Origin of the sequence: Bacillus sp. FJAT-22090, assembly GCF_001278755.1 — a bacterium.
In the GTDB taxonomy this organism is placed as follows: domain Bacteria; phylum Bacillota; class Bacilli; order Bacillales_A; family Planococcaceae; genus Psychrobacillus.
In genome coordinates, this window is the sequence record NZ_CP012601.1 from 2,727,646 (window position 1) to 2,743,679 (window position 16,034).

Below are 16,034 nucleotides of genomic sequence, written 5' to 3' on the forward strand. Positions count from 1 at the left end.
CTTTCTTTTAAATATTTTAATAGAATGATAATCCTTCTTATTTAGTTAATGGAAACTTTACTTCCACGAGTGTTTCATTTCCGACATAGCTCATTTGTAAATAGTGGACCTGTGTCGGAAATAACAAATCTAATCTTTTTTGGATATTCCGTACTCCATATCCACTTTCTTCTGGTTTATATTCTTTCTTTTCATTTATAGGTTCAATTAAATACGTATTCCAAACTTCCAAAAACAAAAATCCATCCGAATGGTAAACAATTATTTTCAATCTTGCAGGACCCATATTTTTCTCAAAACCATGTTTAAAAGCATTTTCAACAATCGTTTGAATCATGAATGGCGGTAAAAGTGCTTTTTCACATTGTTCTTCTACATGTATACTAACTTCTAGCCTTTCTCCAAAACGTAAGCTCTGAATTTCCAAGTAATTATTTACATATGCTATTTCATCCTCCACTTTGATTAAAGAAGCATGTGTAATATATTTAAACTTAAAGAATTTAGCCATAACCTCTAAACCTTTTATCAATTCTTCTTTTCGATCTAAGCGCGCTAAACTCAACATCGTATTTAATGTATTAAAAAAAAAGTGTGGCTGTATTTGTTGATTCAACTGGTCGTAATTTGCATGTTGTAATTCTTTTTCTAGAGCAAGCTTAGATGCTTCTTTCTGGAGATTATCAATCTGTCTTTCAAAAATCATTACAAACGAAAGAGTAAAAGCTCCTACTAGAGGAGCTAATACACATATCAAGACGTATAAGGAAAAAGACTCTAAAGGCATCATTTTGTATACGTCCTTTCTTAAATATCTTATTTCACTATCGTATCCTCATTATTAAGAATAGTAAATCATCTTAAGTAATATTTTATCTTGTAAATAATTCCTCAGCAAAATGACAAGCGACCGAATGATTTGTCTCTATTTCCCTTAAAATAGGTTCTTCCTGGAAACAACGCTCTGTTGCAAAGGGACAACGCGTATGGAATCTACAACCTGTAGGAGGATTTATTGGAGAAGGAACATCTCCCTTTAAAATGATTCTTTCTCTCCTTTTTGTTTCGTCGATTACAGGTATAGCTGATAAAAGGGCCTTCGTATATGGATGCATAGGCTTATTAAATAAAGAATATTTATCTGCAATTTCTACTACTTTCCCTAAATACATAACCATTACTCGATCCGAAATATGTCGCACCACACTTAAATCATGAGAAATAAATAAAAATGTAAGATCGAACTCTTTTTGTAATTTCTTTAATAAGTTTAATATTTGCGCTTGAATCGATACATCTAAAGCTGAAACAGCTTCATCACAGATTATTATCTCTGGATTTACAGCTAGTGCTCTAGCTATACCAATACGCTGTCTTTGACCTCCAGAAAATTCATGTGGATACCTTTCTAAGTATTCGGGGCGTAGCCCAACATGCTTCATCAACTCTAACATTCTCACCTCTCGCTTATTAGGAGGGAGTACCTTTTGAATCGCCATTGCTTCCTCTAACATTTGACGTATTGTTCTTCTAGGATTTAAAGAAGCATAGGGGTCTTGGAATATTACTTGTATGTTACCTCTTATATCTCGAAGCTCTTTTTTACTCATTCTAAGAAGAGATTTGCCTTTAAACACTACATCCCCTTCAGTAGGTTCATCAAGACGTAGAATAGAACGTCCAGTTGTCGATTTACCGCACCCCGACTCTCCTACGATACTTAATGTTTCTCCAGGAAATAGACTAAAGTTTATACCATCAACAGCCTTTACTACCTGTTTAGGTTGGAACATAACTTCTCTTTTCAACACAAAATGCTGCTTTAAATCAGAAATCTTTAATAATGGCACTTTTTCTTTTAGGGTATTATTCATGGCGCAACCACCTCTTTTGTAAAACTCTCTTGCCATTCTTCTGAATACTTCCAACACCTAACTTTACTTAATTCATCCACTTGGGTTAAATTCGGTTGCTTTTGAACACAAATATCTTGTGCAAATGGACATCTTTCTGCAAATCTACAACCAACTGGATAGTCATAAGGACTCGGAACAGTACCTTCAATAATTTGTAGCTCTTCTTGATCTTCATATAGTTTAGGAAGAGAGCCAATCAGCCCTTGTGTATAAGGATGTAAAGGATTTATAAATAAATCTTTCGCAACTTGTTGTTCTACAATTTGTCCTGCATACATGACCCCAACTTGATCACACATTTCAGCTACTACACCCAAATCATGTGTGATAAAGATAATGCCCATTCCAATTTTCTTTTGTAAATCTTTCATAATTTCTAAAATTTGCGCTTGAATAGTAACATCTAACGCAGTAGTTGGCTCATCGGCAATCAGAACTTCTGGAGTACAGGCTAATGCCATAGCAATCATTATTCTTTGTCTCATACCACCACTAAGCTGAAATGGTTCGTGCTTTGCTCTTTTTTCAGGAGAAGGAATACCAACGAGACCAATCATTTCAACTGATTTATCCCACGCTTGTTTTTTAGTTAATCCCTGATGCAACCTTAATGCTTCAGCAATTTGCTCCCCTACGGGGATAACAGGGTTTAAGCTAGTCATAGGTTCTTGAAAAATCATCGAAATACGATTCCCTCTAATTTTCCGTATTTCCTCATCGGACATTTTTACTAAGTCCTGTCCCTTCAATAAAACTTGACCATCCACTATTTTCCCAGGCGGCGAAGGGATTAACCGAAGGATCGATAAAGAAGTCATGGATTTTCCGCAACCTGATTCTCCAACAATCCCCAGTGTTTCACCCTTTCTCAAAGTAAAATCTATGCCATCCACGGCTTTTGAAATGCCTTTATTAGAAATAAAATGTGTTTTTAAATTCTTTACTTCTAATACAATTTCTCTTTCCATTGTTTTCCCCCCTAGTTTAAATCGATTCGTTTATTGAACACTCTATACATAACGTCTACTAATAGATTTACGAATACAAAAACTAAAGAAGCTACAAGTACTCCACCTTGTACCATTGGAATATCACGTGTACGTATTGCATCTACTATCATTCGACCTAAACCATTTATGGCAAATACTGATTCTACTAAGACAGTTCCCCCTAGTAAACTACCAAACTGTAACCCAACGACTGTAATAACAGGAATCAATGCGTTTCGTAAAGCATGTTTATAAATAATCACTTGACCTTTAAGTCCTTTTGCTTTTGCGGTACGTATATAGTCTTGCCCAACAACCTCGAGCATACTGGAACGCGTCATACGCGCTACAATAGCTGCTCCTCCTGCCCCAAGCGTAATAGCCGGTAAAATTATATGTGCTAAACTATCCCACCCAGCTACTGGCAGCCACTGCAATTTAACCGAGAACACGTACATCAGTAATAGACCTAACCAAAAGCTTGGCAGTGATATTCCAAGCAACGCTATAACCATTACTGTAATATCAGAAAATGAGTATGGTCTCACTGCTGAAATAATTCCAGCAATTAGTCCGAGTACTATTGTTATAGTAATACTAAAAAAAGCAAGCTCCATTGTAATAGGTAGTCTAATCATAATTTCATCTAACACAGGTTGATTATTTTTGAGCGAATTTCCTAAATCTCCTTGAAATACATTCCCTACATACGAAAGATATTGTTCGTGAAGTGGTTTGTTTAAACCTAAGTCTTCTCTCAATTCATTAATAGTTTCTTTCGAAGCTCCCTCCCCTGCCATAATAACCGCCGGATCTCCGGGAACCATTTGCATAATTAAAAACACAACTAAGGTGACACCTAATATGACAGGAACAATCTGCACCAAGCGTTTCATTATAAATAAAAACATTATGAATCCCCCTTTTATTTTTTCATTCTAGGATCTAAAGCATCGCGCAATCCGTCTCCAAATAAGTTAAAGCCTAATACTAAAACAGATATCATAAGCCCCGGAAAGATGGCCATATAAGGTGCACTAAAAATAAAATCCCTACCACTAGACAGCATTGCCCCCCATTCTGGTGATGGTGGCTGAGCACCTAAACCTAAAAAGGATAACCCTGCTGCTGACAAAATAGCAGTAGCAAGCCTTAAAGAACCTTGAACAATAATTGGTGACAAAATATTAGGCAAAATGTGCCGGAAAATGATGATTAAATCGTTTGCTCCTAACGTACGAATCGCATCTATATATTCTAGTTTCTTTACTTCCATCGTTGATCCACGAACAATTCTTGCAAATAAAGGAATGGAAAAAACCCCTACAGCAATTGTTACATTTATAAGACTTGGTCCAAGTGCACTAATAATTGCAAGTGCCAATAAAATCCCTGGAAAGGCAAGCATTACGTCTAAGCAACGGCTTATAATAGTGTCTAACCATTTACCGTAGTAACCAGCAATCAGACCAAGAATTATCCCAAAAAATGCTCCAAAAAACACAGATGAAAAACCAACACCTAACGATAACCTAGAGCCATATAAGATACGACTTAATATATCCCTTCCCTTATCATCGGTTCCCATCCAATGAGACAGAGACGGTGATTGCAACTTGTCTTGTAGATTAATTTCATATGGATCATAAGGTGCAAGAATTGGAGCTAAAAAAGTGAGGGATATATATAGGAAAATGATTACTCCTCCTACCATTGCCGCCTTATTTTGACCTATCGTCCAAAAAAATGACTTCCATTTTTCTCTCCGAACTTTCTTTCTTGCAATGATTAACGCTCCAACATCTACTTCTGTACTATTAATCGTCATTTTTAAAACCCCCTTGTTCTGCATCCTTTTCGTAATAAGGTAACATCACGATATATAAGAAAAGAAAGAAAGTAAATAGAGTTGAAAACAATAGTCAAAATATTTTAAAAAATAGTAAATATTTTAAAAATATTATTAATTCTTTTATTTATAATTGAAAACTAGCAGCACAAATAAAAAACATTTGGGGGGAAACAAATGAAGAAATTTAAATGGTTACACATTATTGCATTTTTATCTGTTTTTGTACTCCTTTTACAAGGATGCTCAACAGGATCTTCAGGAGAAAAAGAAAATTCAGAAAGTAAAGAATCTGCAAGTGGAGATAAATCAGGAGGAAACCTTGTAGTCGTTCGCTTATCGGATGCAACTGGACTCGATCCACACTTTATTACAGATATACCTTCTGCGAACGTTGTTCACGGAAAAGTGTATGAAACGCTTGTTGCTTTTGATAAAGACAGAAAAATTGTCCCACTACTTGCTACTGAATGGAATCAAGTGGATGATTTAACTTGGGACTTCACATTAAGAGAGGGTGTAAAATTCCATGATGGAACACCATTTAATGCAGAAGCTGTAAAAGTAACTCTAGAAAGATTACTTGACCCTGCGACTGGGTCTCCACAAAAAGATAAATTAGGTATGATTTCAGAAGTAATTGTAAAAGACGAAACACATGTAACGCTTAAATTATCCGAGCCTTATGCTCCTTTGCTTTCCATTTTGGCAAGCAATGAAGGAAGTATCTTAAGTCCAAAATCTATTACTGAAACACCTGATCAATTAGCAACAACACCCGTTGGTACAGGTCCATTCGTGTTCGGTTCTTGGAAATCCGGACAACAAATTACCCTAAATAAGAACAATGACTACTGGGGTGAAAAAGTTAAAGTTGATAGTGTAGAATTCAAAGTAGTTCCAGAGGATGCAACACGACTAGCGATGGTTGAAAGTGGCGAAGCACATATTTCTGATCAAGTTCCTGTTACTGAAATTGATCGAATTGAAAATTCCGATAGTCTAAATCTTTTTAGAACAGATGGTTTAGCTGTAGAGTATGTAGGATTTAATACAACACAAGCTCCGTTTGACGATGTTAAAGTTCGACAAGCAGTTAGCTATGCAGTTGAAAGACAAGCAATTATCGATGGCGTTTATAATAACATCGGAACACTTGCAAACGTTGCAATGAGTCCAAAAGTGTTTGGTTATAGCAAAGATATTGAAGCGTACCCTTATGATGTAAACAAAGCAAAATCACTTTTAAAAGAAGCTGGCCACGAAAAAGGAATTAAAGCTACTCTTTTAACTAGTGACAGAAAAGAACGAATTAATATGGCAGAAGTTATTCAATCTCAGCTAAAAGGCATTGGAGTAGAAGTAGAAATACAAGTGATGGAATATGGTTCATATATCGAACAGGTCGACAGTGGAAAACATCAAATGTTTATAGGGGGTTGGGGTAATGCAACAGGTGACGGAGACTACAACCAGTACAATCTATTCCATTCGGCATCTATAGGTTCTCCAGGTAACCATTTCTATTACCAAAATCCAGAGGTAGACAAACTAATTGAACAAGGTCGAGTAGAAGTAGATCCTAATAAACGAGAAGAAATTTACAAACAAGCTATGCAAATTGAAATGGACGATGCTGTATATATCCCTATTAGAAACTACGAACATATAGCTGTCTATAATAATGATGTTGAAAACTTTTGGTTAGACGCTTCAAATTACCTGATTCTAAATGAAGTGACAGTAAAATAATACACACTTCAAAGAGACTGGTTAACCAGTCTCTTTGAATATATCGGGAGGATAAAACATGAAAACTCTTCTTATTAAAAATGCTCTTCTTGAAACTGGTTTTGTTTTTGAAAATGGACGTGTTGTCCAAACAAATACGGATCTTTTCGATGTACTTATTCAAGATGGAAAAATTATGGAAATTGAAAACCATATACAAACCACCAGCTCTGACTATGAGGTAATTGAGGCACACGGAAAGCTGTTAATGCCTTCTTTTAGAGAGATGCATATACACGTGGACAAAACTTACTTCAGTGGTCCTTGGAAAGCATGTACACCGATTACAAATGGGATTTTAACAAGAATTGAAGAAGAACAAGAATTATTACCAGCCCAGCTTCCATTTGCCTTAAACCGAGCTGAAAAAATGATAGAGTGGCTCATTTCTCAAGGACATACACATATTCGCTCCCACTGTAATGTTGACCCACAAATAGGGACAAAACATATTGAGATTACTAAAGAAGCATTTAAAAAGTTTGAAAACCAAGTCACATATGACATTGTTGCTTTTCCTCAACATGGGTTACTACGTTCAAAAGTTGAACCTTTAATGCGTGAAGCCATGAAATTGGGTGCAACACTTGTCGGTGGAGTTGACCCAGCTACTATTGATCGAGATATCGATCGTTCTTTGAACTTAACTATGGACATTGCAGTTGAATCCGGAAAAGGCATAGACATGCATATTCACGATCCAAATTCACTTGGTGCATTTGAATTTTATAAGCTAGTAGAACTAACAAAACAAGCAAAAAAAGATGGGCAAGTTACAATTAGTCATGCAATGGCTTTAGGCGATCTTCACGGAAAAGAATTAGAAGAATTAGTGGCAGTTTTAGCGGAGACAAGAATTGATGTCACATCAACTGTCCCTATCGGCCGATCCACTATACCTATTCCTTATTTACATGAGAATGGAGTCCTGGTTTCCCTTGGTCATGATAGCCTGACTGATCATTGGTCGCCTTTTGGGACAGGTGATACAATTGAAAAATTAAGCATTTTAGCCGAGAGATTTAAGTTTATCGATGAATACTCCTTAAATCGTTGTTGGAAATATGCTTCAGGAGGTATAACTCCCCTAACTGATTCTGGAGACAGAGTATGGCCCAAAATAGGAGACAGAGCAAATGTACTTCTCCTAGATGCTGTATGCTCCGCTCAAGCCGTTGCTAGAAGACGTCCGATAACGCATGTCATATCAAATGGAAACATTGCTTATATAAATGACGAGGTTCTAGCTAAGGAGGTAACGCAATGAGTAAAGTTAAATGGCTTTCAAATGTTAAATTAGAAATAGGAGAGAAATTACTACCCAATGGAACAATAGAAACTGAAACCGGGTTATTCCATCTTAAAGTAGAAGATGGGAAAATTGTTGATCAGTTATCAGCAAATGAAAATGTACCTGCTGGTTATAAGGTTATTGATATGAAGCAAAAACTTGCATTACCAACTTTTAAAGAGATGCATAATCATTTAGACAAAACATATATGACATTGGACTGGAAAGCCTGTATCCCTGTAGCAAACTTAAAGGAGCGTTTGGATCTTGAAGCTCAAGAACTATCTATCCTAGCTGGAAGCGCACAGCAAAGAGCAACAAAAATGATTGAAACATTGCTTCAATCTGGTTCAACTCATATTCGTACCCACGTAAATATTGATCCATATATCGGGTTGAAAAATTTAGAAGGTGTAGTAGCTGCTCTTGAAACATTTAAAGGCAAAGTAACCGCCGATATTATTGCATTTCCACAACACGGACTATTACGTGAATCAGTTCCTCAACTTATGAGAGAAGCTATGAGAAGTGGAGCAACAATGGTTGGAGGATTAGACCCAGCAGGGATAGATCGGGCTATTGAAAAATCTTTATATGAAGTAATGGATATTGCAACTGAATTTGATGCTGACGTCGACATCCATTTACATGATGGTGGACATGTCGGCTATTATACGACAGATAAATGGATAGATATTGTACAGGAAGCAAACTATCGTGGACGAACTGCTTTAAGTCATTCCTTCTGTCTTGGGGACATCCCAATTCCACAACAAATCGTTGTTGCAAACCGTCTTGCAGAGGCAGATGTAGCCATTATGTCGACAATTCCTATCAATTTAAATCGAGTGATTCCGCCGATCGACCTGTTAGATAATCATGGAGTAAAAGTACACTTTGGTTGTGATGGTTTTTATGATTCTTGGAGTCCATATGGGAATGGTGATGTATTAGAGAAAGCGACACGTTTTTGCGAGCTTACAAATAAAAAGGATGAAAAATCATTAAAAAATGCACTAAAATGGGTAACTGGTGGAATATTACCTTTAAATAAAGAAGGTCAAAAGGTTTGGCCAAATATTCAAGATGACGCAAATTTTATATTTTTTGACGCCGCTTCTTCCGCAGAAGTTGTAGCTAGAAAACCTAAAAATCGTTTAGTGATGGTAAAAGGCGAATTATTATAATGGACCTAAAAGAGAAAGAGGTACCTCTTTCTCTTTTAACTTTTGGTTTTTATATTTATAATGAATGATTTGAAGTGCTTAATAGAATATGTTCTTGCGCAAACTAAAGGGAAGATCACGGATGAACCTCCGCAGGATGAATCGCTCCTTCGTCTTGTCGCTCCCCCACCCTTTACGGGGTCTCATTCTTCGCGCTCTTGCTGCGTGTAAAGCGTACCGCCCTGAAACATCTGATGTAAATGAAAACTATTAAATATAGAAGTAAGCCTACCCAGTTCTCAATATCACTTCATCTAAAAGAGTCTATTTTAATTTCTTATCAAGAGAAATACACTGACATTCACAAAAAACAACTCTTAGTTTAGTGCAACTTCATTGAAAATAAACAGAGCTTAACTTTTGAAACCCAAAGGAGGAATAGTACTTTTCATGAATAAAGAATGGTTTACTTATTTAGTTCTTTTAGGATGCGTTATTGCTTGGGGAAGTAATTTCGTCTTTGGATCTATTTTAGTGGACGTATTTGATCCGAGTATAATAGCATTTTTTCGTTTAATATTTATCGTTATTTTTCTTTTCTTCATGACCTATCGAACTATTAAAATACAGGAACTAACCTTACATAATTACATTTGGTTAGGAGTAGCTGGATTTATAGGAGTATCGTTAAATCAATGGAGCTTCTATGCGAGCCTTCAATATACAGAACCAGTTACAGCATCACTCATCCTCGCTTTGTCGCCAATAGTTACGGCCATACTTTCGTCTTACTATTTTAAAGAGAGAAAGACATTACAATTTTGGCTGGGCTCCTTAGTTGCTTTGTTAGGAGTTTGGCTTGTAATAACTAATGGATCATTGCTTGTACCTAATTTCGGAAAAGGCGAGCTATTAATCAGTCTAACCATGTTAACCTTTTCTGTTTTCCTAATTTTTGTTCAACATCTTTCCAAGTCTATTCATCCTTCTACTATTACTCTATTAAGCAATCTCTTTGGATTAGTTGGATTACTTCCTTTTGTCCCTTGGAATAAAGCCTATCTAGTATTGTCTGTTCCCCTTTCCTATTGGTTGTTACTTATTATAACGGCGATTATTATGCATGGTCTTTGTACGTATTTATGGAATAGCTCCATCCATAAAGTTGGAGCTTCTAAAGCTGCACTTTTATTGAACCTGGAACCTTTTGTTGCAATGATCTTTGGATTCTTTCTATTAGATATTAATATTCAAGCACTTCAAATGATTGGTGCAATTGTTATTATCATAGGTGTATCTATTTCACTGAAGCCCAACGCAAATTATTAATCCGAAGCCCATCTTTTTACAGATAGTGGTGAAAAAATTTTCTTGTCGTTATAAAATACTTCTATAAGGGTCGGTCAAAATGAATACTCAAATAATGGAAGATATCATCAAGGTCGCAAGTATTCAAAACGATGTTAAATCATTGTTTACTTATATTTTTTAGCAAAGTGAGGAATTAAAATGAAAGAACTTACCGAAGAGATACTAAAATTTCGTGATGATCGGGGTTGGGGTGGAAATCATGATGCGCGTAGCCTAGCAATATCTGTTTCCTTAGAAGCAAGTGAATTATTAGAGCATTTTCAATGGGTCTCCTCAGAGGAAGCTATTCAAAAGGACAAGCAGGCAATAGTTGAAGAGGCAGCAGACGTTTTTATTTACCTCTTACAACTGGCGAACGTGTTAGACATTGACCTAAAAGATGCAGCCCAACAAAAATTAAAGAAAAATGCAGTAAAATATCCTATCCCAACAAACTTGTAATTTACTTTATATGGTTCTATTACCATCGTTATTCACTAGAATAAACAATCACAATGAAATATCCTATATATGGCTTACTTGACCAAAATTTTGTAAGACTAATAAATTTAGGAGAATACCTATGAAGAAATTATTATCAATATTATTAACTGCATTTTTAGTGGTTGCATGTTTTGTTTCTCCCCCCACTTCTGTCGAAGCCGCTTCACTTTCAAAAGCTGAATCATTAGTGAAAATTGCGGAACAACATGCCGGAGCTTTAAAATGGCAAATTTCTTATGAACTTACAAAAGAAATTAAAAATCCTGATATGAAAATTTTTAATGACACAAAAAATGCATATTTAAACGCTAAGAAGGAATTAGATCAATTAAGTGGTCAAAAGAAAGAGGATTTAAAGAAGCGTTTAGAAAATAACGTTGGCATTCACTATACCCGTGCAATGGGATATATTGATGCAATTACTTCTGGTAAGAAAATAGTAGATAAAACAAATAAATTTAATACTTTATTTGCAGCAAATCCAACAGCTGATGCTACTGAAAAAAGTTACCATGAATTATCTAGTGAGATACGCAAACAAGCGATTTTACTTTACCGTGTTTATGGAAAGTCAACAAGAGATGCAATATTAGTTAAATACAAAACTCCAGGTGAAAAGGCTCTTCAGTCATCTAAATATGTTATTTCTACAAAAATGCATTTGGATACATTAGATAGAATGATTGCTGAAAACGCGGATCAACAAACAGTTGAAACACAAGTTATCGGATTCTTTGACTTACTCGATGTAATTGAAGATGAATCTATCATAAACGAACTTTATGAAACTTATTATGAAATAATAAGAAATGATTCAAGCTTTCTAGCACAAGAGAGCGAGATTATTGAGTTCTTCAAAAAATCCGATGAATACGCAAATGAAGAAAATCTTGAAGCAACACTTAGTTTATATAGCGAAGAATACCCTGGCTATGAAGATCTAAGTGAATTAATTGGCTCTACCTTCCAAGACTATGACATAAAATACGAGACGTTAGGTTTGGAAGTTCAATATATTTTAGAAGGCACTGCATTCGTAATTCATGATCAACAAGTAACTATGGATGAAAATGATTCATTTGAATATACCGCTTATTACATTTTAGAAAAAGATGAAGCTGGTAACTGGAAATACCTCGATTCATTTGATGAATCTGATTTTGAAGAAGTAGAATAATATATTATCAACTGCAGCGATACTTGTAGAAATACGAGTGCTGCAGTTTTTTTATGAATGGCTCTGTTATTACGGATGACTATTATAGAAAACATTCTATTCGTAATGACTAACACCCCTGCATTCGCGCCTTCCCAGCCGCATGACGTGCCGTATGAGACAAATGGACGCGCCTAGCCATACAGCGGCTTATGCGGACTTGCGCTAGGCGCGAATGCTTATAGATAAGTAATGTTCCCTATAACCTAAAACCTAATTAATTTACTCTTTTAGGACTCAGATGTGTGCTTGCCACACACTAAACATGAGCCTCCTTAGTATGAGTCGCTCCTTCCCCCCCATCCTCCATTAACGAGGTCTCATCTTCACGCTCATCCTGAATACATTCTTCCAACACCCCTATTTCAACATGGGGCTATTACCATACGATTTTCATATGAACAATGAAATTTAAAAGGGTTTTATGAATAAATACAATTAACTTCTACTATAAATAAGATGGAGCAATTTTTTTAGATGTAACAGCATGATAGTCTGCGACGTCTAATCAAATGTTAGAAAATAAAACATTTTTTGGGGGTTATGAAATGACTAGAAGTGCAAAAAAGCTACTAATCACAGGTTTAACCATCGGACTATTAACTGTACCATTTTCACAAAATGCTAACGTCCTTGCAAAAGAACAAACAAAAGTCGACCAAAAAGCGAAACAAAATGAACTGTCTACAAAAAAAGTGATAGATTTAGCAAAGGAATTTAACACAATAGCTAGTTATATTCAACGCGGAGGAGATTATAAGAAAGGGGAATATAAAACCTTTACTTACAACAAAAAAACCTATCGCTATTTATCGAGTTCTATCGATACTAAAAAAGAACTAAAAGCATACTTAGAAAAGGTTTTAGTACCTGCTGAAGCAGAGCAATTTATAAAAAGTAGAGGAATTATTGAATATAAAGGAAAATTAGCACAAGTAGAAGCAGATGGTGGTTCCTTATTACAATGGGAAAAGGCAACTGCTCAGTTTGTGAAGAAAGATAAAAATAATCTTCAATACCGTCTAACTGTACCTGTCTGGAATACAAACGAAAAACAAAACTTTCTCATTGAATATCAATTTGTAAACAACAAAGCTGGATGGAAAATCAGTAAAGAACCAATTCAAGAAAAGAATACTGATCTTACGGATAAAGTAGCAGTTGAACTAGCAGCTAAATTTGCACAGGCTACACTCTATGTGCAGGCTGGCGGAGAATATAGCCCAGGAGAATACAAAACATTTCTTCATAACGGTTCTACCTATCGTTACCTTTCAAGCAAAATTGACACAAAAGCTAAGTTACTGAGCTACTTAATGCAATCCATGACACAAGTTGCTGCTGAGCAGTTTATAAAAGACCTTGGAATCATCGAGTACAAAGGAAAACTCGCACAAATTGAAGCAGATGGTGGTACTTTAGCACAATGGAATAAAGCAACTGCGGAGTTAATCAAAAAGGATAAAAACTCCACGTATTATAAAGTGATTGTTCCTTTTGGAAACACGAATGAAAAACAAGTGTATATTGTAGAATATCAAAATGTAAATAATGTTGGTTGGCGAGTTAGCAAAAAGCCTTATTGGGAATTAGATATTCCGGGAAATGTAAACCCTATTTATGTTCTCTTCAATTATTTACTAATTGATTCTAAAATTGCTCAAAATCAGTTCCTACCTCATTCTACTTTTGATGTGACCGAATTTAAAAAAGGCATCAAAAAACTTGAGTTCGTAAATCTGAAAGAAACAGAAAGAAACAATTCACAAGTTGAATTTCTAGTTACGATAAAAGTGGAAGTAGAAAATAATTATAATGGTCCTTTAACAAACGGATTAAATAAAATGTTATTTACCGTTCAACCGTCCGGTTACATGGAATTTAAAATCGACCAAGTCGGCATTGTAAACATGTATTAGTCACACTAGTTTCTCCTAAGAAAATGGTAAAGTTTTAAAAGCTAAGGTTATTAATATTACCTTTTGTTTTATAGCGTTTAATTGGCGATGGCTTTTATAACTTCTACAAACATGAATTAAGAAAATATTCCTAATTTTGAAGTGATTTTAGACGAATTAGGGTATACTTAAAATATGTGATGTGTTTTATTACGTATAGGAGGTATGTATATGTCAGTCGCTAGTGCCGCTTCACAAGTAAATCTTGATTTTCTTATAAATGATTTAGGTTTTCGTCAAGTATCCAATACTTCCATATTTCAAAAAGAACATTTTTTTATCATTTCTCCCTCTGTTCAAAACAAATCAAATTCGTTTGAACTGGGTGACTCGCTTATGAAAAAATACAATCCTGATAAAGTTGAAGGATACTTGCTTATTCGTATTAAAGATAAGTTCCTTATGGCAAAACTTCATTCTTTTCAAAGAAAAATGATGACTATGGAAACGGAAAAAAGCACAAAGAGTAAGCCTTCCTTTTGGAAGTTCAATGTAATTGAATCTATTGTACCAAAAATTGTAAATAGTGAAGATCGATCATTGATGTATAAAATTCAAGCTCCATCTAATAAACAGTTGATTTCATTTTTCAATAAATAAAAGTAAAGAAGCACTTAAATCTTCTATCCATCGGTTAGAGATTTAAGTGCTTTTTTCATTGTCTTAAAAATATATTATATTAAAAGAATGTTCAAAATATTTTATAAAAGGCATTGTATATTTCTTTCTTACTAGTTACTATTAATTTATAAAAGTAGATTAGAAGAGGTACAACATTGGAAAATATAACCATGCATTTTCTGTTTAATCTTTCCTTATTAATCCTTTTACTTTTCGTTAGTTTAACCATTATTCGTACAATGAGTAGTAAAAGTATTTTTAACTTCAAGCGAACAGGTTTACTTTATTGTGTTATTTCTTTAATACTCTGTTTCCTCTATTCCTATCAATTAGGCGATGAAGCTGTTTTAGATCTGAGAATTGTTCCTTTTTTAATAGGATCGCTTTACTTGAGAGTAAGCCATATACTTTTTGTAGTAATTATTGTCAGTCGTGGGTTATACGGAATTGATTTCGGATTCTTTTTCGGACTATTAATTTATTCTATTATTAGCCCTATATTATGGTTTATTTCCCCATGGTTTCTAAAGCTAGCTTCCAAACATCGAATTCTTTTATTGATGGGAATATCTATATTCATAAGTGTAGGTATATTAATAGTAGTTTTATATGAATCATCGGCTGGTCATACATGGGATTTGATATTTGCCTATATTATTGTTCCTCCACTTGGTGTTGCAATGATTGCATATATCATCGAGGCAACAGAAAAAAATATTCAATTGCATCAACAAATAATAAAAGCAGAGAAATTAGAAGCAGTAGAACAAATGGGAGCAGCAATTTCCCATGAAATACGAAATCCATTAACAACTGCAATTGGTTTTGTGGAACTGCTTTCCAATAACTCACTAAAGGATAATAAAAGAGTTCAATATCTTTCTATTTTAAAAGAAGAATTGGATGCAGCAGAAGGAATTATCCAAGACTATCTAACCTTTTCTAAACCAATAATTGAATCAGATGAAAAACTGCAAATCGATACTGAACTTACACATACTTTAAAGTTGCTTAAGCCTTTAGCAAATCTTCATTCTGTGAAAATTATTACCCATTTCTCATCAACTCAATTTATCGAAGCTGATCGTTCGAAATTTCAACAAGCATTTATCAATATTATTAAAAACTATATCGATTGCATGCCACACGGTGGCACCTTATTAATAGAAACTGTTGATACCAAAACGAGTATTTTAATCTCAATTACAAACGATGGTGTGTTAAATGGAGAACAACTATCTACTTTGACTTGCAGAATGACAGCCGCCTTCAATATTGTACGTGATTTGAAAGGAGCAATAGATATTAGGAGTCGAAATGGAAAGGATACTATTTTCAGATTTTCCTTTAAATCAATAAAATATTAATTATAAAATTCTCTAC

General features: G+C 34.8%; 14 protein-coding genes. 9 read left to right on the top strand and 5 right to left on the bottom strand.

Annotation, left to right across the window (positions count from 1 at the left end):
• Positions 1-37 precede the first annotated feature (37 nt).
• The 5 genes from AM499_RS13680 to AM499_RS13700 form a co-directional block, all read right to left on the bottom strand.
• Positions 38-790, bottom strand: a complete 753-nt coding sequence (locus tag AM499_RS13680; RefSeq protein ID WP_053590742.1) for a sensor histidine kinase — start codon at positions 788-790, stop codon at positions 38-40.
• An 82-nt stretch (positions 791-872) separates the two neighbouring features.
• Positions 873-1,874: an ABC transporter ATP-binding protein gene (locus AM499_RS13685; RefSeq protein WP_053590743.1), complete on the bottom strand. Its 1,002-nt coding sequence runs from the start codon at positions 1,872-1,874 to the stop codon at positions 873-875.
• Positions 1,871-2,884 carry an ABC transporter ATP-binding protein gene (locus AM499_RS13690; protein WP_053590744.1) on the bottom strand — a complete coding sequence of 338 codons (1,014 nt, stop codon included), beginning with the start codon at positions 2,882-2,884 and terminating at the stop codon, positions 1,871-1,873. Before AM499_RS13690 ends, AM499_RS13685 begins: the two co-directional genes overlap by 4 nt.
• An 11-nt stretch (positions 2,885-2,895) precedes the next feature.
• On the bottom strand, positions 2,896-3,816 hold the full coding sequence (gene nikB / locus AM499_RS13695; RefSeq protein WP_053590745.1) for a nickel ABC transporter permease: 921 nt from the start codon (positions 3,814-3,816) through the stop codon (positions 2,896-2,898).
• Positions 3,817-3,830: 14 nt separating this feature from the next.
• The gene (locus AM499_RS13700; RefSeq protein WP_053590746.1) at positions 3,831-4,733 is read right to left on the bottom strand and encodes an ABC transporter permease; all 903 of its coding nucleotides are present in this window, start codon (positions 4,731-4,733) and stop codon (positions 3,831-3,833) included.
• 198 nt (positions 4,734-4,931) lie between these two features.
• Between AM499_RS13700 and AM499_RS13705 the strand changes: the two genes are divergently transcribed.
• The 9 genes from AM499_RS13705 (at position 4,932) to AM499_RS13745 (ending at position 16,018) form a co-directional block, all read left to right on the top strand.
• Entirely contained in the window at positions 4,932-6,506 is a 1,575-nt protein-coding gene (locus AM499_RS13705; RefSeq protein ID WP_053590747.1) for a glutathione ABC transporter substrate-binding protein, read from the top strand.
• A gap of 58 nt (positions 6,507-6,564) precedes the next feature.
• Positions 6,565-7,812 carry an amidohydrolase family protein gene (locus tag AM499_RS13710; RefSeq protein ID WP_053590748.1) on the top strand — a complete coding sequence of 416 codons (1,248 nt, stop codon included), beginning with the start codon at positions 6,565-6,567 and terminating at the stop codon, positions 7,810-7,812.
• A complete protein-coding gene (locus AM499_RS13715) occupies positions 7,809-9,023 on the top strand; it encodes an amidohydrolase (protein WP_053590749.1) in 1,215 nt (404 codons plus the stop codon). Before AM499_RS13710 ends, AM499_RS13715 begins: the two co-directional genes overlap by 4 nt.
• Before the next feature lie 429 nt (positions 9,024-9,452).
• Complete coding sequence (locus AM499_RS13720) at positions 9,453-10,331, top strand: DMT family transporter (protein WP_053590750.1); 879 nt, start codon at positions 9,453-9,455, stop codon at positions 10,329-10,331.
• A gap of 180 nt (positions 10,332-10,511) precedes the next feature.
• Positions 10,512-10,814 (top strand): nucleotide pyrophosphohydrolase, encoded by a 303-nt coding sequence (locus AM499_RS13725; RefSeq protein ID WP_053590751.1) that lies wholly within the window; start codon positions 10,512-10,514, stop codon positions 10,812-10,814.
• A 121-nt stretch (positions 10,815-10,935) separates the two neighbouring features.
• Entirely contained in the window at positions 10,936-12,033 is a 1,098-nt protein-coding gene (locus AM499_RS13730; RefSeq protein ID WP_053590752.1) for a hypothetical protein, read from the top strand.
• Positions 12,034-12,620: 587 nt separating this feature from the next.
• Positions 12,621-13,991, top strand: coding sequence for a DL-endopeptidase inhibitor IseA family protein (locus AM499_RS13735; RefSeq protein ID WP_053590753.1), 1,371 nt, complete (start codon positions 12,621-12,623; stop codon positions 13,989-13,991).
• Between the two features lie 210 nt (positions 13,992-14,201).
• The gene (locus AM499_RS13740; RefSeq protein ID WP_053590754.1) at positions 14,202-14,630 is read left to right on the top strand and encodes a hypothetical protein; all 429 of its coding nucleotides are present in this window, start codon (positions 14,202-14,204) and stop codon (positions 14,628-14,630) included.
• A gap of 176 nt (positions 14,631-14,806) precedes the next feature.
• A complete protein-coding gene (locus AM499_RS13745) occupies positions 14,807-16,018 on the top strand; it encodes a histidine kinase dimerization/phospho-acceptor domain-containing protein (RefSeq protein ID WP_156316803.1) in 1,212 nt (403 codons plus the stop codon).
• Positions 16,019-16,034: the final 16 nt, after the last annotated feature.